At 68.3% G+C, this 19300-nt stretch carries 15 protein-coding genes and 4 pseudogenes; 6 read left to right on the forward strand and 13 right to left on the reverse strand.

What is annotated here, in order from left to right:
- Window positions 1-24: 24 nt before the first annotated feature.
- The gene (locus ACIQ6Y_RS37185; RefSeq protein ID WP_404047001.1) at window positions 25-585 is read right to left on the reverse strand and encodes a hypothetical protein; all 561 of its coding nucleotides are present in this window, start codon (window positions 583-585) and stop codon (window positions 25-27) included.
- Window positions 586-604: 19 nt separating this feature from the next.
- Window positions 605-1156 carry a PadR family transcriptional regulator gene (locus ACIQ6Y_RS37190; protein WP_404046701.1) on the reverse strand — a complete coding sequence of 184 codons (552 nt, stop codon included), beginning with the start codon at window positions 1154-1156 and terminating at the stop codon, window positions 605-607.
- Between the two features lie 100 nt (window positions 1157-1256).
- Here ACIQ6Y_RS37190 and ACIQ6Y_RS37195 point away from each other — a divergent pair, with 100 nt between their 5' ends.
- The gene (locus tag ACIQ6Y_RS37195) at window positions 1257-2897 is read left to right on the forward strand and encodes a carboxylesterase/lipase family protein (RefSeq protein WP_404046704.1); all 1641 of its coding nucleotides are present in this window, start codon (window positions 1257-1259) and stop codon (window positions 2895-2897) included.
- 222 nt (window positions 2898-3119) lie between these two features.
- Here the strand turns inward: ACIQ6Y_RS37195 and ACIQ6Y_RS37200 are convergent, their stop codons facing one another.
- The 7 genes from ACIQ6Y_RS37200 to ACIQ6Y_RS37230 all read right to left on the reverse strand — a co-directional run bounded on the left by ACIQ6Y_RS37200 (window position 3120) and on the right by ACIQ6Y_RS37230 (window position 9957).
- Window positions 3120-3488 (reverse strand): ATP-binding protein, encoded by a 369-nt coding sequence (locus tag ACIQ6Y_RS37200; protein ID WP_404046707.1) that lies wholly within the window; start codon window positions 3486-3488, stop codon window positions 3120-3122.
- A gap of 205 nt (window positions 3489-3693) precedes the next feature.
- Window positions 3694-4629 carry a carbohydrate ABC transporter permease gene (locus ACIQ6Y_RS37205; RefSeq protein WP_404046710.1) on the reverse strand — a complete coding sequence of 312 codons (936 nt, stop codon included), beginning with the start codon at window positions 4627-4629 and terminating at the stop codon, window positions 3694-3696.
- Window positions 4626-5519, reverse strand: a complete 894-nt coding sequence (locus ACIQ6Y_RS37210) for a carbohydrate ABC transporter permease (protein WP_404046713.1) — start codon at window positions 5517-5519, stop codon at window positions 4626-4628. Before ACIQ6Y_RS37210 ends, ACIQ6Y_RS37205 begins: the two co-directional genes overlap by 4 nt.
- Window positions 5520-5651: 132 nt before the next feature.
- Window positions 5652-6965: an ABC transporter substrate-binding protein gene (locus ACIQ6Y_RS37215; RefSeq protein ID WP_404046716.1), complete on the reverse strand. Its 1314-nt coding sequence runs from the start codon at window positions 6963-6965 to the stop codon at window positions 5652-5654.
- 42 nt (window positions 6966-7007) lie between these two features.
- A complete protein-coding gene (locus ACIQ6Y_RS37220) occupies window positions 7008-8744 on the reverse strand; it encodes an alpha-glucosidase (protein WP_404046719.1) in 1737 nt (578 codons plus the stop codon).
- Between the two features lie 53 nt (window positions 8745-8797).
- Window positions 8798-8941 (reverse strand): hypothetical protein, encoded by a 144-nt coding sequence (locus ACIQ6Y_RS37225; protein WP_404046722.1) that lies wholly within the window; start codon window positions 8939-8941, stop codon window positions 8798-8800.
- Between the two features lie 62 nt (window positions 8942-9003).
- Window positions 9004-9957 carry an ROK family protein gene (locus ACIQ6Y_RS37230; RefSeq protein ID WP_404046725.1) on the reverse strand — a complete coding sequence of 318 codons (954 nt, stop codon included), beginning with the start codon at window positions 9955-9957 and terminating at the stop codon, window positions 9004-9006.
- A gap of 754 nt (window positions 9958-10711) precedes the next feature.
- Here ACIQ6Y_RS37230 and ACIQ6Y_RS37235 point away from each other — a divergent pair.
- The 3 genes and pseudogenes from ACIQ6Y_RS37235 to ACIQ6Y_RS37245 form a co-directional block, all read left to right on the forward strand.
- Window positions 10712-13042, forward strand: coding sequence for a family 49 glycosyl hydrolase (locus ACIQ6Y_RS37235; protein ID WP_404046728.1), 2331 nt, complete (start codon window positions 10712-10714; stop codon window positions 13040-13042).
- 93 nt (window positions 13043-13135) lie between these two features.
- A pseudogene (locus ACIQ6Y_RS37240) lies at window positions 13136-13587 on the forward strand (DoxX family protein).
- 169 nt (window positions 13588-13756) lie between these two features.
- Window positions 13757-13927 (forward strand): annotated as a pseudogene (locus ACIQ6Y_RS37245) (cellulose-binding protein); the annotation flags it as partial.
- A 57-nt stretch (window positions 13928-13984) separates the two neighbouring features.
- Here ACIQ6Y_RS37245 and ACIQ6Y_RS37250 read toward each other — a convergent pair.
- Together ACIQ6Y_RS37250 and ACIQ6Y_RS37255 are read right to left on the reverse strand one after the other, a co-directional pair.
- Window positions 13985-14511 (reverse strand): annotated as a pseudogene (locus tag ACIQ6Y_RS37250) (IS5 family transposase); the annotation flags it as partial.
- Between the two features lie 382 nt (window positions 14512-14893).
- Window positions 14894-15439, reverse strand: a complete 546-nt coding sequence (locus tag ACIQ6Y_RS37255) for a peptidoglycan-binding protein (RefSeq protein ID WP_404046730.1) — start codon at window positions 15437-15439, stop codon at window positions 14894-14896.
- Window positions 15440-15679: 240 nt separating this feature from the next.
- On the opposite strand from ACIQ6Y_RS37255, the gene ACIQ6Y_RS37260 reads away from it, so the two are divergent.
- Complete coding sequence (locus ACIQ6Y_RS37260) at window positions 15680-16495, forward strand: helix-turn-helix transcriptional regulator (protein ID WP_404046733.1); 816 nt, start codon at window positions 15680-15682, stop codon at window positions 16493-16495.
- Window positions 16496-16519: 24 nt separating this feature from the next.
- Here ACIQ6Y_RS37260 and ACIQ6Y_RS37265 read toward each other — a convergent pair whose 3' ends face one another.
- Window positions 16520-17290 carry a transposase gene (locus tag ACIQ6Y_RS37265; RefSeq protein WP_404046736.1) on the reverse strand — a complete coding sequence of 257 codons (771 nt, stop codon included), beginning with the start codon at window positions 17288-17290 and terminating at the stop codon, window positions 16520-16522.
- Between ACIQ6Y_RS37265 and ACIQ6Y_RS37270 the strand changes: the two are divergent.
- A pseudogene (locus ACIQ6Y_RS37270) lies at window positions 17197-18039 on the forward strand (IS5 family transposase); the annotation flags it as partial. The gene ACIQ6Y_RS37265 and the pseudogene ACIQ6Y_RS37270 overlap by 94 nt on opposite strands.
- Here ACIQ6Y_RS37270 and ACIQ6Y_RS37275 read toward each other — a convergent pair.
- A complete protein-coding gene (locus tag ACIQ6Y_RS37275) occupies window positions 18002-18904 on the reverse strand; it encodes a tyrosine-protein phosphatase (RefSeq protein ID WP_404046739.1) in 903 nt (300 codons plus the stop codon). The pseudogene ACIQ6Y_RS37270 and the gene ACIQ6Y_RS37275 sit on opposite strands and share 38 nt — an antisense overlap.
- Between the last annotated feature and the right edge of the window lie 396 nt (window positions 18905-19300).

Here is a 19300-nt window from a genome sequence, read left to right on the forward strand (position 1 = left end):
GCCTCCGGCACCTCAGCGCGTCACCTAGGGCCTGTCGTCTGGATCAGGCCGGCTGAAAAGGGGCTGCGCGTCCTGGCGGGGTCGAGCGGGGTCTGGTGCGTGCAGCTGCAAGGCGGAGGAGGGAGTCGACGCGATGGGGGTTCCCCCCGCTCGAGCGAAGCCGAGAGTGGGGGAGTCGGCGAGTGACGACAACGCGGCTGGGGGTCCCCCCACGCCCTTGAGGCAGTGGGGGAGCGCGTGCCAGACCCCGCGACGCCGGGCTGATCCAAACGACGGATCACTTTGGTGATCGGAAAGAGACGTCCTAGCCGCCAGTCCTCGCTCAGTACATGGTCCATGAAGAGGTTGTTGCCGCCCGAGGCCCTCCCCGCGACCGCGCGGTGGAACCCCCGCCAGGTGCGCCGGAGCATGGTCCGCAGCTGGTCGCGGGGTGAGGTCGTTGCGGCGGGCCCGCATGGCGTGGAAGGCGTCTGCCGTGAGGCGGAAGTGCAGGTCATCGAGGATCGCGAGTAATTCCCTCCTGATGCTGGGCTTCCCGGAGCTGGATGCGCCGTTCAGGAAGATGATCAGGCCCTGGGTGCGAATGGCGTAAGGGACTGGTGAGTCATGTCGTCAATTCGGTGAGGATTTCTTCCAGCCAGCCGATGTGGGACAAAAGGGCGCGCCCTTTGCCGTCATGGACGTGGTCCAGGAGGCGCACGATGCGGGTGCGGTTGATGCCCGGCAGCCAGGGCTCCTCGCGGATGTCCCGGTCGAGGAAGCGCTCGTACTGGGCGCGGCGTGCGTCCAGTTCCGTGCGGACGAGAGCGATCTGCTCTTCCTTGGTGAGGAAGACGGTGAAGAGGTAGCGCATCAGGAACTCGGGGTCGGTCGGGTCCGGCGAAGGGACGTACGGCTCCGCAAGCCGTCGACGCAGCTCGTGTTGGCCCGCTTCCGTCGGCCGGTAGACCTTGGCGTCCGGGCGCCCCTCGTTGCGCTCCAGGGTGTAGTCGATCCAGCCGTCGGCGCGCATCCGGTTCAGGGTCCGGTAGATCTGGCTCTGCTGGCCGGGCAGGCCGGTCATGCGGCCCATCTCGCTGGCCAGCCATCGCTTCAGGTCGTAGCCGGTACAGGGACGCATGGCCACGAATCCGAGCAGAACGTGCTCGAGCTTCATTTCCCCTCACCGACCTCCCGGGTATGGCACTAGTCACCTATGGCACTATGCACCTATCCTCGGGCCACGCGACGCCACGTCACGGCCCGGAGGAGACCCTATGCCACTGACCTTGAGACCCCCGCTGCGCGCACGAAGAGCAGCACGCACAGGTCAGAGCGCGCTGGCGCTGATGCTGGCGCTCACAGCCACCTGGCTGACCCCGGCGCCGTCCCAGGCCGCGACGGATCGGCCGGCGGACCGGTCGCCGATGGTGCACACCGCCAACGGCTGGATCCGCGGCCAGGCCACCGCCGATGGCCGGCAGTTCCTGGGCATCCCCTACGCCCAGCCGCCCACCGGCGAGCGGCGCTGGAAGGCGCCGCTGCCCGCGCGAGCCTGGCGCGGCGTACGGAATGCCACCCAGTACGGCGACTACTGCGCGCAGAACACGTACTGGGCACCCGGTTTCGAGGAACGCCACACCACTGAGGCCTGCCTGACAGTCAACGTCTACACCCCGCCCGGCGGGCAGCGGCACACAGACCGGGGCAGGCTGCCCGTCATGGTCTGGGTACACGGCGGCGGCAACGTAGGCGGCGCCGGTCATGACATCGTCCCCGATGAGTTCGCCCGCCGTACCAACACGGTGGTCGTCACCCTCAACTACCGCCTCGGCGCCATGGGTTTCCTCACCCTGCCGGACACCTCGGGCAACTTCGCCCTCCTCGACCAGCAGCTGGCCCTGCGCTGGGTCCAGCGCAACATTCGCAGCTTCGGGGGTGATCCCCGCCAGGTGACCCTCGCCGGTGAGTCGGCCGGCGGCCGTGCCGTGTGCACTCAGCTGGCCTCGCCGTCCAGCCGGGGCCTGTACCGGGCCGCCATCATCCAGAGCGGCGCCTACGGCGACTGCGCCGGCACCCCGCGCAAGCAGGCCGTCGAAGCCGGACTGGCCTTCGCCGCCAAGGTGGGGTGCACCGATCCGGGCACCGCGGCCGCCTGCCTGCGCTCCAAGCCCATCGAACAGATCCTGGATGCCCAGCAGGGCACCGGCAGCTGGGGTTACACCGTCGGCGGCGCCGGGCTCCCGCGCCAACCCGCCGAAGCCTTCGCCACCGAAGAGGCCGTACGGGTACCCGTCATGAACGGCGCCAACAGCAAGGAGGGACTGGTCTTCGCGTACGACTCCTTCGACCGCTGGGGCAACACCCTGACCGCTGACGCCTACCCGCAGGCCCTCATCGACACCTTCGGGAAGGAGGCCGGCACCCGCGCCCTGGCCCGCTACCGGCTCAGCGCCTACGAGCGGCCCGCCTACGCCTACGCCGCCGCCTTCGGAGACCGCCTCTTCGCCTGCCCGGCGCTGCGGGTCAACCCGCTGCTCGCCGAACGCGGACGCGTCTACGGCTACGAGTTCGCCGACCGCACATCACCGCTCTTCGCCTCCCTCCCGCAGAACACCGACTTCGACTTCGGTGCCACCCACGCCGCCGAGCTGAACTACCTCTTCAAGCCCTACGGCCGCAGCGCGGTGTTCAACGCCGAACAGCGCGTGCTGTCCCGGCAGATGACCGCGTACTGGGGCTCCTTCATCCACGGCGACGCCCCCAGCGCCGCTGGCCAGCCCACCATGCCGGAACAGGGTTCCCAGCCCGGCCGCGTACTTCGCTTGCGTACAAGCAGCGCCGGTGGCAACGCCGCCACGGCCGAACTGCCCGGTGAGCACCACTGCGACCTGTGGGGCCCGGAGGCGTCCAGCTAGGGGGCCCATGCCGCGTCGAGATCATGGCTGTTTGCCGCCGTCGGCACCAAGGGGCGGTCGGGGTGACTACGGCGCGGAGTGATGGCCGGCGACCAGTGCACCCGAATAGCCAAGGCTCCGGTACGGCCACGTACTTCATCACCGGTCTGCCTGCCCTGAACAACACCAGATCACAACCAGGGTCGGGAAAATCCAGGACTGGATACCCCAGCGTCCTGGGTGTCAGCAGCCCGGCCGGAGGCTCAGGCGGGCCCATGCTGTCTTGCCGGTGTGCGTGTGGCTCCATCCGAAGGCTTCGGCGAGGGCTCGGACGATGCTCAGGCCGCGGCCGTGGTCCTGCTCCGGGTCGGCCGCGGAGGGGATGGCTGAGGTGGGGCAGGTGTCGCGGACGGAGATGACGAGCTGATGGCCGCGTGTCGTCAGGTGCAGGCCGACCGGGCCGTTTGGGGTGTGCAGGTAGGCGTTGGTCACGAGTTCGGAGATGACGACCACTGCGTCCTCGACCAGGGGCTGGGGCACGAGGGTCAGGTGGCTGGCCTGGGCGCTCGGGTGCTGCCGCGGGGAGGTGATTCGGTCGGCGGTCGTCTTCATGGGGAGCCTCGCATCGAGGATGAGCGGTAGAGGAACGGTGTGAAGTGGTGGGTATTCCTCTCCGATCGTCTCTTCCCGTCGGAGTTCTGCCGACGGGGGCGGGGTCCAGGCGTCGTCGGCCTGGCTCAGGTTGGCGGTTGTACCCCGGATCCGGTTGCGGGGCGGCTGAAGGTCCGGATCCGGGGTGGCATAGGCCCGCCGGGGGCTACTTCACGGCGCCGGCGGTGAGGCCGCGGGTGAGGGTGCGCTGGAAGACGAGGAAGAAGACGATCATCGGGATGACGCCGAGGAGGGCGGCGGCGCTGAGTGCGGTGGGGTCGCTGGTGTACTGCCCCTGCATGACGGACAGGCCGAGGGGGACGGTCTGCTGGTCGTTGGAGATGAGCAGGACGAGGGGGTAGAGGAACTCGTTCCAGCTCCAGACGAAGAAGAACACGCACATCACCGACAGGGTGGGCCAGCTCATCGGCAGCACGATCCGCCACAGGATGGTCCAGCGGCCGGCGCCGTCGAGGGAGGCGGCCTCGATGAGTTCGCGGGGGAAGCTGCTGAAGACGGAGGAGAGCAGGTAGGTGCCGAAGGCGCTGTAGGTGATGCCCACCAGGATGGTGTAGCCGAGTTTGCCGTCGTAGAGGCCGGCCTCTTTGAAGAGGTAGTAGATGGGGTAGACCAGGCCCTCCTGAGGCAGGACGTTCACGCCGAGGAAGAAGACGAGGAAGGCGGTGCGCCAGCGGATGCGGCCGATGCCGATCGCGTAGGCGTTGAAGAGGGCCAGGACGACGGCGATGACGACGACGCCGAGGCTGATCTGGATGCTGTTGACCAGCTTCTGGGTGAAGTCGACGCGTTCCCAGACCTCGCCGAGGATGCCCCAGTTCCACTGTTCGGGCCAGGACAAGGAGCCGTTGGCACGGTAGTCGGAGCTGGTTTTGAAGGAGTTGACGAGGATGATGGCGAAGGGGGCGAGGAAGGCGAGGACGAAGACGGTGACGGCGGCGATCACGGCGTAGGAGCCGGTGCCGCGGCCGCCGGGCTTTTTCTTCTTTCGATGCGGCTTGGGGGCGGCGTGTCCGGCGGGGGCGCCCTTGCGTACGTCTGGCCTGCTGCTGGTGTCGTCGTTGGCGTAGGTGATCATGGTCATCCGTCCTCGCGGGCCTGGCGGGTGAGCATGGTTCCGGCGATGAGCAGCACGAGGAGGGTGATGGTGCTGGAGATCGCGGAGCCGTAGCCGACGTCGGCGCGTTCGAAGAAGTTCTGGTAGGCGAAGTAGGCGGGGACGAGGGTGGAGTTGCCGGGTCCGCCGCCGGTGAGGACGAAGATCTGCGCGAAGACCTTCAGGCCGGCGATGGTGGTGGTGACCAGGACGACGTAGACCTCGGGCCGCAGGATGGGGACGGTGATGCGGGTGAAGCGCTGCCACCAGTTCGCCCCGTCCAGGGCGGCTGCTTCGTACAGTTCGGGGTCGATGCGCTGCAGGCCGGACAGGAACAGCACCAGGGGGTAGCCGAGCTGCATCCAGACCAGGACGCCGAGGACGATCCACAGGGCGAGGTCGGGGTCGCCGAGCCAGTTCTGCTGCAGTGAGGACAGGCCGAGGGTGTCGAGGATGCTGTTGACGGCGCCTTCGGGGGCGAGGATCCAGCCCCACATCAGGCCGGTGACGGCGACGGGGATGACCTGGGGCAGGTAGAGGCCGGAGCGGAAGACGCTGACGACGCCGTCTCCGTGCTTCTTGCCGATGTAGTCGAAGAGCAGGGCGGCGAGGAACAGGCCGAGCAGGGTGGGCACGATCGCGATGCCGATGATGACGAAGGCGATGTTGCGGAACGAGGCCCAGAAGTCGGCGTCCTGGAAGAGGCGGGTGTAGTTGTCCAGGCCGGTGAAGACGGGGGTGCCGATGCCCTGCCAGGTGGTGAGGCTGTAGTAGAAGGTCATCACCAGCGGGACGACGAGGAAGAGCAGAGCGAGCAGCAGGCCTGGGGCGAGGAAGACGGCGTAGCCCGTGGACCGCCGGTGACGTGTGGTTTTCACGGTTGCTCCTAGGTGGGCGGGACGGCGGCCCGGTCGGGCCGGGGCGCCGTCCCCTGAACGGCGCGGCATCGGGAGGAGAGAGCCCCGCTGCCTGAAGCGGGTACGGCCGGAGCGCTGTGCGGCTGCGGCTGGTCAGGACCGGGTGGAGATGTACTTGTCGTACGGGGCTTCGAGTTCGTCGAGGACGGTGTCGGGCTTGCCGCCGTTCATCAGGTTCTGGGTGGAGGCCAGCCACGTGTCGTAGTAGCCGACGACCGGCCAGTCGGGGTAGAACGCCAGTCCGTTGTCGGACTGGTAGGTGTTGAAGGCGGTGATGAGCCCCTTGGCCTTGGCATTGGTGATGGTGTCGGGCTTGGCGGTGAGGGGAACGTTGCCCTTGTCGCCGATGAGCTTTTGGATCTTGTCGGACATGGTGATGGCGATGAAGTCCTCGGCGAGCTTCTTGTTCTTCGCCTTGGTGGGGATGACCCAGTGGTTGCCGCCGGAGCCGAGGGTCTTCTCGCTGCCCGGGTAGGGGGCGGTGGACCAGGAGAAGTTCTTGATGTCGTTGCTCAGGCCGCCGAACCACCAGTTGCCGCCGACCATGATGGGCCGCTTCTGGGATACGAACTGCTCGGTCATGTCGCTGCCCTTGAGACCGACGTCCTTCTTCTCGAAGTAGCCCTTGTCGAGCCACTCCTGGTACTTGTTCACCGCGTAGGTCATCTCGGGGCCGTGGAAGTCGACCTTGCCCTTGTAGAGCTGGTAGTCGTCGACCCAGGCGTCGGTGGCCTTGGACAGGGCGAGCAGGTAGAGCCAGTGGCCGGCGGGGTGGTCGTTGCCCGCGTTGGCGAGCGGGGTGATGTCGGCGGCCTTGAACTTCGCCAGCGCGGCCTCGAAGCTCTTGAAGTCGGTGGGCTTGTCGACGTCGTACTTCTTGAACAGGTCGTCGTTGTAGTACGCCAGGACGAACTCGCCGTAGTTCGGTATGCCGTACCACTTGTCGCCGCCCATCTCGCCCTTGGCGTCGTAGCGGGCGGTGACGGAGGCGCGCTCGCTGATCGCCGTGTCCCAGCCGTGTTCCTTCACCAGCGGGGTGAGGTCGGTGAGCAGGCCCTGCTTGGCGAGCAGGCCGGTGGTGGCGTTGCCCTTGTTGTACTCCATGACGTCGGGCGCCTTGTCGGAGTTGAGGATCATGCCGGCGTTCTGCTGGATCTGCTCGAACGTCTTGCGTTCGAAGACGACCTTGACGTCGGGGTGAGTCTTCTTGAACTCGGCGATCGCCGCGTCCCAGGCCTGGCTCAGCGCGCCGTCCTGCTCTTCGTAGTGCCACAGACGCAGCGTCTTGCCGTCGCCCGCGCCGGCGCCGGAGCCGCCGCAGGCGGTCAGCGGGGCCAGCAGAGCGAGAGTGGAGGCCGCGAGGAGGACAGACCTTCTGCGGGCGGTGCGGGTGCGGGGGTTGTTCATAACTGGTTCCTCGGTGTGCGTCGTTGCGACAAGGGGCGGGCTTCAGGCGGTGGCGCGGCGGTGGACGCGGGCTTCCCACGGGCGCAGGGTGCAGCGGGTCGTGAGAGGTGAGGGTGCGGGAAGGTTGGCGATGAGCGTGTCGCTGTCCTCCCAGCCGTCGGGCAGGTCGACAGCGAGGTCGGCCGGTCCGAAGTTGGCCAGCACGAGCAGCTCGGTGCCGGAGGCGGCGTCGTGGCGGGTGAAGGCGTAGAGCTGCTCGTGGTCGGGGTGAAGCATGTGGAAGTCACCGTGAGTGACGGCGGGTTCGGTGTGCCGCAGCTCGATCAGGCGCCGGTAGTGGTGGAACACCGAGTCCGGATCGGCGAGTTGGGCCTTGGCGTTGACGCGTACGTGGTCGGGGTTGACCGCGATCCACGGCGTGCCGGCGGTGAAACCGGCGTGCTCGGTGGCGTCCCATTGCATCGGCGTACGAGCGTTGTCACGGCCACGGGCCCGCAGCCCGGCCAGGATCTGCTCCTCGTCGACACCGAGGGCGACCTGGTCGCGGTAGTGGTTGAGGGACTCGATGTCGCGGAAGTCGTCGATCGTCGCGAACGGGGCGTTGGCCATGGCGAGTTCCTCGCCCTGGTAGACGTACGGCGTGCCGCGGTGCAGGTGCAGCACGGTGGCCAGCAGCTTGGCGGAGCGGTCGCGGTAGGCGGGGGAGTCGTCGCCGAAGCGGGAGACGACGCGCGGCTGGTCGTGGTTGCTGAAGTACAGGCTGTTCCACCCGGTTTCCCCCAGGCCGGTCTGCCAGCGGCCCAGGCTGGCCTTGAGGTCGGTGAGCTTCAGCCGGCGGGTGTCGAACTTGCCGCCGGGGCCCTGGTCGAGGCCGACGTGTTCGAACTGGAAGACCATGTCCAGCTCACGGCGGGCCGGGTCGGTGAACAGCTTTGCCTCGTCGATGGTGACGCCGGGCATCTCACCGACCGTCAGCAGCTTGCGCGGGTGGCCGGCGAACACCTCGCGGTGCATCTCGGCGAGGTACTCGTGGATGCGGGGACCGCAGACGTAGAAGGGGCTGCCGTCGCCGTGGCGGCCGCCCTCGGGGACGCGCCCGTCGGGCAGGCCCGGGGTCTTGGAGATGAGGTTGATGACGTCCATACGGAAGCCGTCGACGCCCCGCTCCAGCCACCAGCGCATCACCGCGTGCACGGCCCTGCGCACCTCGGGGTTCTCCCAGTTCAGGTCGGGCTGCTTGCGGGAGAACAGGTGCAGGTAGTACTCGCCGCTGGTCTCGTCGTACGTCCAGGCCGGCCCGGAGAAGAAGGAGCCCCAGTTGTTCGGCTCGGCACCCGGTGTGCCGGGCTCCATGCCCGCGCGGGGCGGGCGCCAGATGTACCAGTCGCGTTTGTCGCCGTCCGGCCCGCCGTCACGGGAGGCGGTGAACCAGGAATGCTCATCGCTGGTGTGATTGACCACCAGGTCCATCACCAGCTTCATGCCGCGCTCATGGACCGCCGCCAGCAGCCGGTCGAAGTCGGCGAGCGTGCCGAACAGCGGGTCGATGTCCTGGTAGTCGCTGATGTCGTAGCCGTTGTCGTCGTGCGGCGAGGGGTAGACCGGCGACAGCCACAGCACGTCGACCCCGAGCTCGGCAAGGTAGTCCAGGCGCTCGATGATGCCTTGCAGGTCACCGATGCCGTCCGCGTTCGAGTCGGCGAAGGAGCGCGGATAGACCTGGTAGACCACCGCGTTGCTCCACCAGGAGTCGGCGGGACCGGCCACGTTTTCGGGCACGTCAAACCTCATCGTGTGTCTCGGGTACTGGGTGTTGTTGGAGGGGTGCCGGGTCAGGACAGGGCCGCGCCGACCGCATCCTGGATCACCAGGCAGGCCGCGCCCCTGGCCCACAGATCATGGTGAACCGGGTCGACGCGGATGTCGCAGTCCTGGGCGGCGGTGGAGAAGGCGTGGGCCTGCATCGCCTGAGTCATGGCGGGGCCGAACAGGTCGTGGGCGACCGCACCCTCCCCGGCGATGATGATCTTCTGCAGGTTCAGCAGGTTGCACAGGCCCGCCAGGCCTCTGCGAACGCGGAGCGGCTGACGGTCTGTGCCGAGCCGGCGCCGGAACGGGCCAGCTCTATCGCCTCGGTTATACCGGTGCACTCGACTCCGCTGTCCGTCAGATGGCGCAGGACCGCCCGGTCCCCGGCGAGGGCCTCCAGACAGCCACGGCGCCCGCAGCTGCACATCGGGCCCGCAGGGTCGAGGGGCAGGTGGCCGAGTTCCCCGGCCAGGCCCGTCGCTCCGGAGAAGAGGGCGCCGTCGAGGAGCAGTCCGCAGCCGATGCCGGGGCCGACCGTCACGACGGCGAAGGAGTCCACATCGCGGCCCTGGCCGAACCAACGCTCGGCCACGACCAAAGTGTTGACGTCGTTGTTGACGACGACCGGCAGACCCGTGGCCTCCCGCAGAGGGCCTGCCACGTCGACCTTGTTCCAGTCGAGGAGGGCGGAGTAGCGGCAGATTCCGGTGGCGGAGTCGACGTGGCCGCTCACCCCCACCCCGAGCCCGAGGACCCTGTCCGCCGCCTCGGGCGCCTCCGCGAGGAGCCGCCGGGTCAGGTCGGCGACGGCGGACAGGGCGGTCTCAGGGCTGCGGTCGGCGATCGGTTCCTCGGCGCGGGCCAGGACACCCGCGGCCATGTCGGTGACCACCGCGGACACCTGGGCGGGGCCGATCTTCGCGCCGACCACGATGTGCTTGTCCGGGTTGACCTGGAGCATCTTCTGCGGTCGGCCCCGCCCCTGGGGGGCGGTGTCGGACTCGCGGAGGTAGTCGTGCTCCAGCAGCGGAGGCAGCATACGCGTCACGCTGGACGGCACCAGTCCGAGCCGCTGGGCCAGCTGCGTGCGCGAGATGGGCCCCGCGGTGAGGACCGTCGCGAAGATCTCCGCGCGGGTCCGCTCACCGACAAGCTCCGAGAAACGGATCTTGGACGGGGTCATCACACATGCCTCCGAAGCAGCGATGGATCGGCAGAAGTCGTCAGCAGGGCCCGGCGTCCGGGACCAGGCCGCCCCAGAAGCGGCCAGAGCGGACCGAAGCCGGTAGAGCGAGTACCGCGAGTGTCACAGTGGCCTCCCGCGTCGTGTGCCGGCCGTCCGGGGGCGAGCCGACTGCGTATGACAGGAGTCTGAACCCCACGTTTTTATGCGTCAAGAAAGAAAAACCCGCGTTACGCAACCGTGACGCACGCTGCCCTGCGACCGCTGATGAGGCATTTAATGCCGTTTGCCCTGTACCTGGAGGCCCTGCGAACTGATCGCGGGAGGTAATCGCGTTCATTTCATTGACACCGCGAAGAAATGGCGCGACGTTGTCTCGCGACCGCAGAACGACTGCCGGATCCGTACGGCTCCGGCTGCGCAGCGGCTCGCTCGGCCTTCCTGCCCCGCATCCCGAGGGCGTCCCAGGCCCGGCCCGGGTGACGCCGGAAGACACATCCCCGTCCCGGCCCCGGACGACCCCGAACGCCCCTGACGCACCCCCGGACCGGCCTGAAGGGAGTTCGATCACCCGTCGGCCGCGCAGCCCGCTCAACCGGCGAGCGGCCTCACCGCGGCGCCACCAGCACTGCAGGCGCCGGAAGGCACCCTGCTCCTTGCACCGCTGCGCCTGCCCCGTCGCGGGCAGCGGCGGCACGGCAGGCCAGCGCAACGAGAGCGCTGTTTTCCCAGCTAAGAGAAGAGGTACTTCGTCATGCCCGCAGCAAGACTGAGCAGGCTGGCGGCGCTCGCCGCCGGCCTGGCGCTCGCCCTGGCCGGCGCCGTGATGCCCGCCAGTACGGCGGGCGCGCGGCCGCTCCCGCCGCAGGCGGCATCTGCAGCCGAGGCCGCGGCCGTCACCACCGCCGACAGTGCGCAGCTCAAGACGTGGTGGCACGACAACTACGAGTACAACACCACGAGCCCGGTGGCGAACGACAAGGTGCGCCGTTCGTCGTTCTACGACGTGCAGGTCGCCACGGCCGCGGCCCCGGCGGCGCGGTTCGACTCGTTCGCGTACATGAGCATCCCGCGCAGCGGTAAGGGCAAGATCGGCTACACCAAGGAGGACGGCGCCGAGTTCTCTTCGTCTGCCGGACTGACGATGAGCTGGTCGTCGTTCCAGTACGCCGCCGATGTGTGGGTGGACGTCTCACTGAAGACGGGGCAGACGATCTCCTCGGCCGACCAGGTGAAGATCAAGCCCAGCAGCCTGAACTTCGCCAAGGAACTCGTCGACGGCGACACCGTCCGCGTCAAGGTGCCCTACAGCCCGGCCGGTCACCGGTTCTCGGTGGAGTTCGACCCGCAGCTGTACACGGCGTACAACGACATGTCCGGCCCCGCCACGGACGCGGGCAAGCTCACCACGCAGGGCGGGGGCGGCAACCGGGCCGTCCACACCGAGCCCCGCAACTCCATGATGATCTTCGCGGAGCCGGTGCTGTCCGGCGCGGAGGCGGACCGGCTGGTCCCGACCGCGTCCTCGGGCAGCATCTACTACCCGCCGCAGGGCCAGGTCACCAACCTGAACACGATCAGCGAGGAGATCGTGTATTTCCGCCCCGGCACCTACTACATGACCTCGAAGTACCACGCGCTGCTGCCCAAGCAGGTCAAGTGGGTCTATCTCGCCCCCGGCGCGTACGTGAAGGGCGCGATCCGCTTCCCCGACGACAGCCAGGGCCTGTACAAGGTCACCGGCTACGGAGTCCTCTCCGGTGAGCAGTACGTCTACGAGGCCGACACCAACAACAACTACGACCACCTCTCGGGCGCGTCGAACTGCCACTCCTCCTGCGTGAAGATGCTGCAATTCGCCTCCGCGCAGGGCCGGCAGCAGCACCTCGACCTGCAGGGTGTCACCGTCAACGAGCCGCCGTACCACTCGTTCGTGGTCTACGGCGACGAGGACACGTTCAGCATGCGCGTCGACAACTACAAGCAGACCGGCTCGTGGTACTGGCAGACCGACGGCATCGAGCTGTACCGCGGCAGCACCATGAAGAACACGTTCTTCCACGCCAACGACGACGTGCTGAAGCTGTACCACAGCGACGTGAACATCGAGAACACCGTGATCTGGAAGAACGAGAACGGGCCCGTCATCCAGTGGGGCTGGACCCCGCGCCACATCGACAACGTTCGCGTGAACAACACCCACGTCATCCACAACCGGATGTACTGGAAGGACGTCAAGTACAACACCTGCATCCTCAACTCCTCATCGCACTGGGAGGACATGGGCTCGACCACGAAGGCCGACCCGGGCGCGTGGGTGAGGAACATGACCTTCGAGAACATCACGGTCGAGGGCATGACGAACTGCGCGATCCGCGTCTTCGCTCTCTCCAGCACCGAGAACATCCACGTCAAGAACCTCAAGATCGACTCCTGGAGCCAGCTCGACCCCTCCTCCCAGATCAGTCTGCTCAAGCGGTACACCAACTCCGCCGGGCAGAAGGTGACTCTCGGCAACGAGACGCGTGACGGCCGCGGGCTGAAGCTGGAGAACTACACCGTCGGCGGCACCGTCATCAGCAAGTCCGGCACGAACTGGGCCGCCGACAAGCTCGGCCGGCTCGGCTTCGACGCCGAGAACTGGGACAACTGGAACGCCTGGGGCCCGGGCGGCAGCACCGACCCCGGACCCGGCCCCGTCACAGGCGGGAAGATCGTCAACGGGGCGACCTCCAAGTGCGTCGACCGTGCGGCAGCCGGCACCGCCAACGGAACAGCGGTCCAGCAGTGGACCTGTGCAGATGTGCCCTCGATGACCTGGGCGCTGGAGGGGCAGCAGCTGAAGTCCGGCGGCAAGTGCCTCGACGTCGAGGGCGGCGCCACGGCCAACGGCACCAAGGCCCATCTGTGGGACTGCGGCACCTGGGACAGCCAGAAGTGGGCCTCCCAGGCCGACGGCACCCTGAAGAACCTCAAGTCCGGCCGCTGCCTGGACATCGAGGGGCAAAGCACCGCCGACGGCGCCCGCCTGCACCTGTGGGACTGCGGCGGCTGGGCCAGCCAGAAGTGGACCCTGACCAGCTGACTTTGGACCGGTGGCCGTCGGCACACCCGCACCGCCGACGGCCACCTACCGCAGGACATCCCACTTTCCAGCCCCCTCGAAGGGAGCACTACCGTGGAGATCTCCGCACGTCATGAAGCTGCGGTCCTGGGTCTGTTCCGCATCGTGACCGGGCTGCTGTTCGCCTGCCACGGAGCAGCGACCCTGTTCGACGTCCTCGGCGGTCCCCAAGGCGGCTCTGTCCCCAGCGTCGGCCAGTGGCCCGGATGGTGGGCGGCGGTGATCCAGCTTGGCGGCGGCACGCTGGTGCTCCTCGGAGCGTTCACCCGGCCGGCCGCCCTGCTGTGCTCGGGGTCCATGGCCTACGCCTACTTCGTCCACCACCAGAGCGACGGCGCCTGTGGCCGTTGGAGAACGGCGGCGAGAAGGCAGCCCTGTTCTGCTGGGCCTTCCTGCTCATCGCCGCCCTCGGCCCCGGCCGCTGGGCCGCGACGACGCCGCTCGCCCACCGGGCGAGCGGACGAAGCGCCCCGAGGAAGGAGGCCGTCAGCACCCGCGACACCTGAGCCGAAAGCTGTCATGTGCACGTAATCCTGGGCCCGGGGAAGCCTCCGGGCTCGCGATCCCCCGAACAACCGGAGGAACAGCACCATGAACCGCACAACGGCAACACCGACACGCCGCACCGCGCTCGGCGTCGGCATCCTGGCCACCAGCCTGCTGTGCCTGCTCCCGATGGCGCCGACCGCATCCGCGCACGGCACCGTGATCGCCCCCCAGACCCGCAACTACGGCTGCCTGCAGCGGTGGGGCTACAGCGAGCCGAACGAGGCGCTGGACCCCATGTGCTACCGCACCTACCACGAGAACCCCAACGCGATCGTCGCGTGGAAGGCCGTCTACGCCAACAACACCGGGGACAACTACCAGCAGGTCATCCCCGACGGCCAGATCTGCAGCGTGGTCGTAGCCGCGGACGGCGAAGAGCATGTCGGGCCGTCTGCGGGGTCGGCCGACGACTCCCGCCACTGCCGGGATCTTGTCCAGCAGGGGCAGGAGTTGGGTGATGTCGTTTCGGTTTCCGCCGGTCAGTGACACCGCGGGCGGGATGCCCTGGCCGTCGGTGAGGACGTGGTGTTTGCTGCCCGGCCGTGCGCGGTCGACCGGGCTGGGGCCGCTTTTGGGCCCCGGCGTGCGGCCCGGACGTGGGAGGAGTCGAACAGCGCCCGCGACCAGTCCAGCTGATTCTTCAATCGCAGCTTGTTCAGCAGCAGCTGGTGGCGCTGGTCCCAGACGCCGGCCTCGTTCCAGGCCGCCAGGCGGCGCCAGCAGGTCATGCCCGAGCCGAAGCCGAGCTCCTGGGGCAAGTACTCCCACTGGATGCCGGTGTGCAGGACGAACAAGATCCCGCACAAGGCCTGCCGGTCCGGCACACGAGGCCGCCCTTCCACCAGCTTCGGCGGTGGCTGGGACAGCAACGGCTCGATCAGCGATCACAGGTCGTCGGACACGATCCACGGCCGCGACTGACGCTTCCCCATGACCACATCAATGAGCGATCAAGCCAACAGTCACATGATCAACCCGCTTTTGTCAGAGCCATCAAAAGGTCGCCGCCTATCGGGGCTGGACCACCCGACTGCATGCCAGGCGGGGCGACCTGGCATGCGCGACATCAGCGCTCTGCTGGTGGTCGGCACCCCGCTGAACGCCGTGGGGGCTGATCCTGCTGTGGCAGTTCATACCTTCCGGCACACTGGCCGACATGAAGTTCTGAAGCCGCAGTCGGCCGTCGGCGACCACATCACGGATGACCTACGGCAAGTCCGGCCAGAGACCGCCGCCGGGCACCCCCGGCGGCGGTCCGCCCGGTCAGGCGAGGAAGTCGCAGGACAGCCAGTGCTCCCCGTTCACGGTGCCGCCGTTCCAGAACAGCAGGTTGACCCGCGTCGGGTCGTCGTACACGCCGTTGACTGGCACGGAGGTGACCCCGACGTAGTCGTGGAGGTAGGCCTGCACCTTCATCATGGCGTTCTTGGTGTTCGGCCCGAACTTCCCGTCCTCCAGCAGCGGCGCGAAGCCGTACTTGTCCTGCAGGTACCGGAAGTCGGCGAAGTGCTCCTGGTAGCAGCGGTTGAGGTTGCGCTGCAGGCCGACCACGCCCCAGTTGTTGCCGCTGCCGCTGACGTACTCCGTGATGCCGTCGCCGTAGTCGAGGCGGCAGGCGGTGCTTCCTCCGGTCACGGTGGTGGGCACGTAGGGAGCGGAGTTGGGGCTGAGTTCGCCTGACTGGAGGGTGCGTGTGGAGTAGCCCGTGCAGTGCACGGTCGACGCCGTCGCGGGCGAAGCGGTCACTAGGGCCGCGCCGAGCGCGCACATGACAGCGGCGAGCGCCCCTGCCCATGACTTCATTGCCATGGATTGGTCCCCTTTCACGAACGGATGGTGGACGGAAGCGGGTCCGTCCGGGCGGTTGACCGGCCCGGCGGAGCACTCCTCTGACTGCGGCTGGGGGCCTGGTGACCCCCGGCCACGGCCATCATCGCCACGCCCCTGGCGCGGCCGCTTGAACATCCTTGCTCGCTTCGCCCTGCCCTCTGCCCCGAGCGGCCGCGGGACGGTACAAATAGGCCGTCACCGACGCGCCGGGAGGCGGGCATGCCGTTACGCAGCACACTGGTCGCGCAGATCGACGGCGTCACCATGAAGGACGTGCACCAGCCATGGGCCTGGCAGGTCGGCCAGTGGTCGCCCAGCTTCCTCGAAGAAACCGACGCCCTGTGCCTCTACCGCAGCGGTTGGCGGCGCCGTAGCGCGGACGGCGTCGAGGAGTACCTGGACGCGACGGCCGGGTACGTCAGTCGCCAGGGCACCGAGGAGCGGTTCGCCGGCAGTGCGGACGTCGAGAACTCGTGGATCACTCTGACACCGGGGGCATACGACGAGCACCTCGGCCGCCTGGCGTCCGCCCGGGATTGGGTGCTGCGCCCTGACGCCGCGCTCGAGTACCGGCACCGCAGACTGCTCGCCCTCGCCAGAGGCGGCATCGATTCGTCCGAGGCGGCCGAAGGCCTGCTCATGCTCCTCGACGCCCTGCCCAGGCACTTCCTCCCGCCGCACCTGCCGCCCCCGCGGACCTGGGTCCGGCACCGGGCCCTGGCGGCCGACGCCCTAGAACTCCTTGCCGCACGGCCCGCGACGAGCCTGGAGGAACTCGCCCGCGCGCTGGCGACGTCACCCGCCCACCTCAGCCGGGTCTTCCGCAACGTCACCGGGCGGCCCGTCAGCGCCCACCGCAACGAACTCCGCGTCCGCCGGGCCCTTGACCTCCTCGCCCGCGGCGCCGACGACCTCGGCCGGCTGGCAGCCGACCTCGGCTTCGCCGACCACGCCCACCTCACCCGCACCATCAAACGCCACACGGGCCATCCCCCCTCCACCCTGCGCGCCGAACTCTCTCCGCACCGCCCCTAGAGGTTGTCCCGTATGGGGTCTGAGTTATCCGGTGAGAGCCATGTTGTGCAGTCGGGTGATGCCGAGCATGGCCTGATGAACGCCGTCGCCCTTGAGTCGGCAGTCCCGCAGGATTTTCCAGTTCTTGAGCCGGGACAGCGCGTGTTCCACTCGGGCCCGGGCCTTGCGATGGACTGCGTTCTCCGCCTCCTGCTGTGTGCTGAGGTGCGTCTGACCGCGTCGTTTGCGGTGCGTGATGAGCAAGCCGGTGCCTTGGTAGCCGCCGTCGGCGATGGTGGGTGCGCCGCTGCAGGCCCGGTCGATGCCGGACTCGGTGAACGCCCGGCAGTCGTTGCGGCTGCCGGGCAGCGGCAGGCCGATCGCCACGACCAGACGGCTGTTGGCGTCGATGACGACGTGTAGGTTCGTCGAGTACCGGTGGTTCTTGCTGGAGGCGGCGATGGTGCGGTCGTGGGGGGGGGGGCACCAGGGTGCCGTCGACGATGTAGACAGTGTCCTTGCGCGGCCGGCGGGCCGGCGAGATGGCAAGCAGGGGTGCAAGGTGATCGAGAATGCGGTCGGCGCAGACTTCGAGACCCCGAACAACGGCGCCACCTGCCGCAACGTGAGGTTCGTGCGCCAGTACGTCGCCACCAGCAGCACCCGGTCCTCCAGCGACAGCCGCCAGGGACGGCCCCGCTGGACATCACCGCCACGCCGCCGAACCGGCGCCACCAGCCTGGCGAACTGCACCTCGGACAACCCGGAGAACGGCTCGATCCACTTCGGATCATCCGTTGAGATCACCCCACCCATGCCCAGTCAACGCACCCGCAACGGCATCCGCCCCCCACGACCTGCGCGCTCTGATGAACGCCATCCTCTACGTCGACCGCACCGGCATCCCCTGGCGCTACCTGCCCCACGACTTCCCACCACACCAGACGGTCTACGGCTACTACGCCCACTGGGAAGCCGACGGCGTCTTCGACCAGCTCACCGGCCTCTTACGCGGCAAAGTCCGCCAGGCCGAAGGCCGTCCGAGCGAGCCCAGTGCCTGCCTGATCGACAGCCAGAGCATCAAAACCTCCGCCACCGTCCACCTGACCAGCCAAGGCACCGACCCAGCCAAGAAGATCATCGGGCGCAAGCGACACATCGTCACCGACGCCCTCGGCCTCCTTCTGGCCGTCGCCGTCACCGCCGCCAGCGTCCACGACTCCGCCGCCGGCACCCACCTCCTGACGAAGGTCCGCGAACGCCACCCCACCATCACCAAAGCCTGGGCCGACAACGGCTACAAGACCAAAGCCGTCGAACACGCCGCCCACCTCGGCATCGACCTCGAGATCGTCCAACGCGACCCCACAACCCGCGGCTTCCACGTCCAGCCCCGCCGCTGGGTCGTCGAACGCACCCTCGGCTGGCTCATGCACCACCGCCGCCTGGCCCGCGACTACGAAACCCACCCCCACCGATCAGCCGCCATGATCCAACTCGCCGCCATCAACCTCATGACCCGCCGCCTCACCCACGAAGCCACCCCCAACTGGCGCCACAGCTAATGAGACGGTCGACGATGGCGGCCAATGTGCTGGGAGGAAGGGCCAGGCCCGTGGTGAGGAACTTGCCGAACGAGCCGTACGAGGCGGTGGCCTGCTGCCAGAACGCGTCCAGGTAGTCGGTCTCGACCCGCTGGATCGGGATCAGCAGGTCGGAATCGATCATGTAGCCCTGGGTCTTGAGGTACTCGCGGGTGTGGGTGTCGGCGGTGGCGCGCAGGTCGTTGGACAGCAGGTAGTCGTTCATGACCGTGGCGGTGGACACGCCGCAGAGGCGCAGGATGGCGGCCATGGTGACGCCGGTGCGGTCCTTGCCCGCGGTGCAGTGCGCGAGCACCGGGCCGGAGGTTTTGCCGAAGACGGTGAACGCCTGGGCGAGGGAGGCACGGTTGCCGCTGCTGGTGACGTATCCCCGGTACATGTCGGTCATCAGCTGGATGGCGCGGCCGTTGCCCAGCAGCGCCTCTTGCCTGGCGTAGTCGCGTGTGAAGATCGCCTGCCTGACTTCCGCGTACCAACTGCCCTCGCTGATCGGGCAGTGGTGCGTGACCGGCCCCGGAGGCAGCCTGTCCAGGCCGTCCTGGGTGCGTTCCGTGCCGGTGCGCAGATCGATGACGGCGGCCAGGCCGAGACCGGCGAGAGCGTCGACGCCGGGCTGCTGGAGGGCGTGGAGGCCGTCGGTGCGGTACACGGTTCCGTAGCGGATGGTTCCGGCCGGGCCGTAGTAGCCCCCGATGTCGCGGGCGTTGACCAGGCCTGGTATGTCGAGCAGGCGGGAGCCGGTGGCGACGGCGAAAGCGTGGCCGGTGAGAAGAGGTGTGGTGAGCGTGGCGGCAGAGGCGGTGAGGAATCCGCGTCGGCTGAGCATCGGGACCTCCCTGCGAGGGTGGAATTGAGCGCGGGACGCGAACGGTAGGGCGGGGGGCGTGAGATGAGAAGCGTCGTGCTGCCACCTGCGTGGTGGCGCGGGCCGGGGCTTCCGCCCGGAGGCTGCCTCAGGAACGGCGGGGAGGTCTCTCCTCGGCCTGCCGCGTCCACCCGTGCAAGGGAAAGAGTGCCCCCAAGCAGCCCGCTGCCGGGCGAGGGGACGAGCGAGGACGACCGCGCTGATTTCCGGGCGGTGAACTTCAGTTGATGGGTCGCCGCGCCGGTTTTGGATCGTCGGCCCTTCGCCGGCCAGCCAGGTGGGGGAGTAGCGGCAAGTTTCGAACTGCACGGCCTTGGCCTTTGGGTGAGCGGTTCCGTGGCATCCGGCCACGGAGCC

Origin of the sequence: Streptomyces sp. NPDC096205, assembly GCF_044763135.1 — a bacterium.
GTDB lineage: Bacteria > Actinomycetota > Actinomycetes > Streptomycetales > Streptomycetaceae > Streptomyces.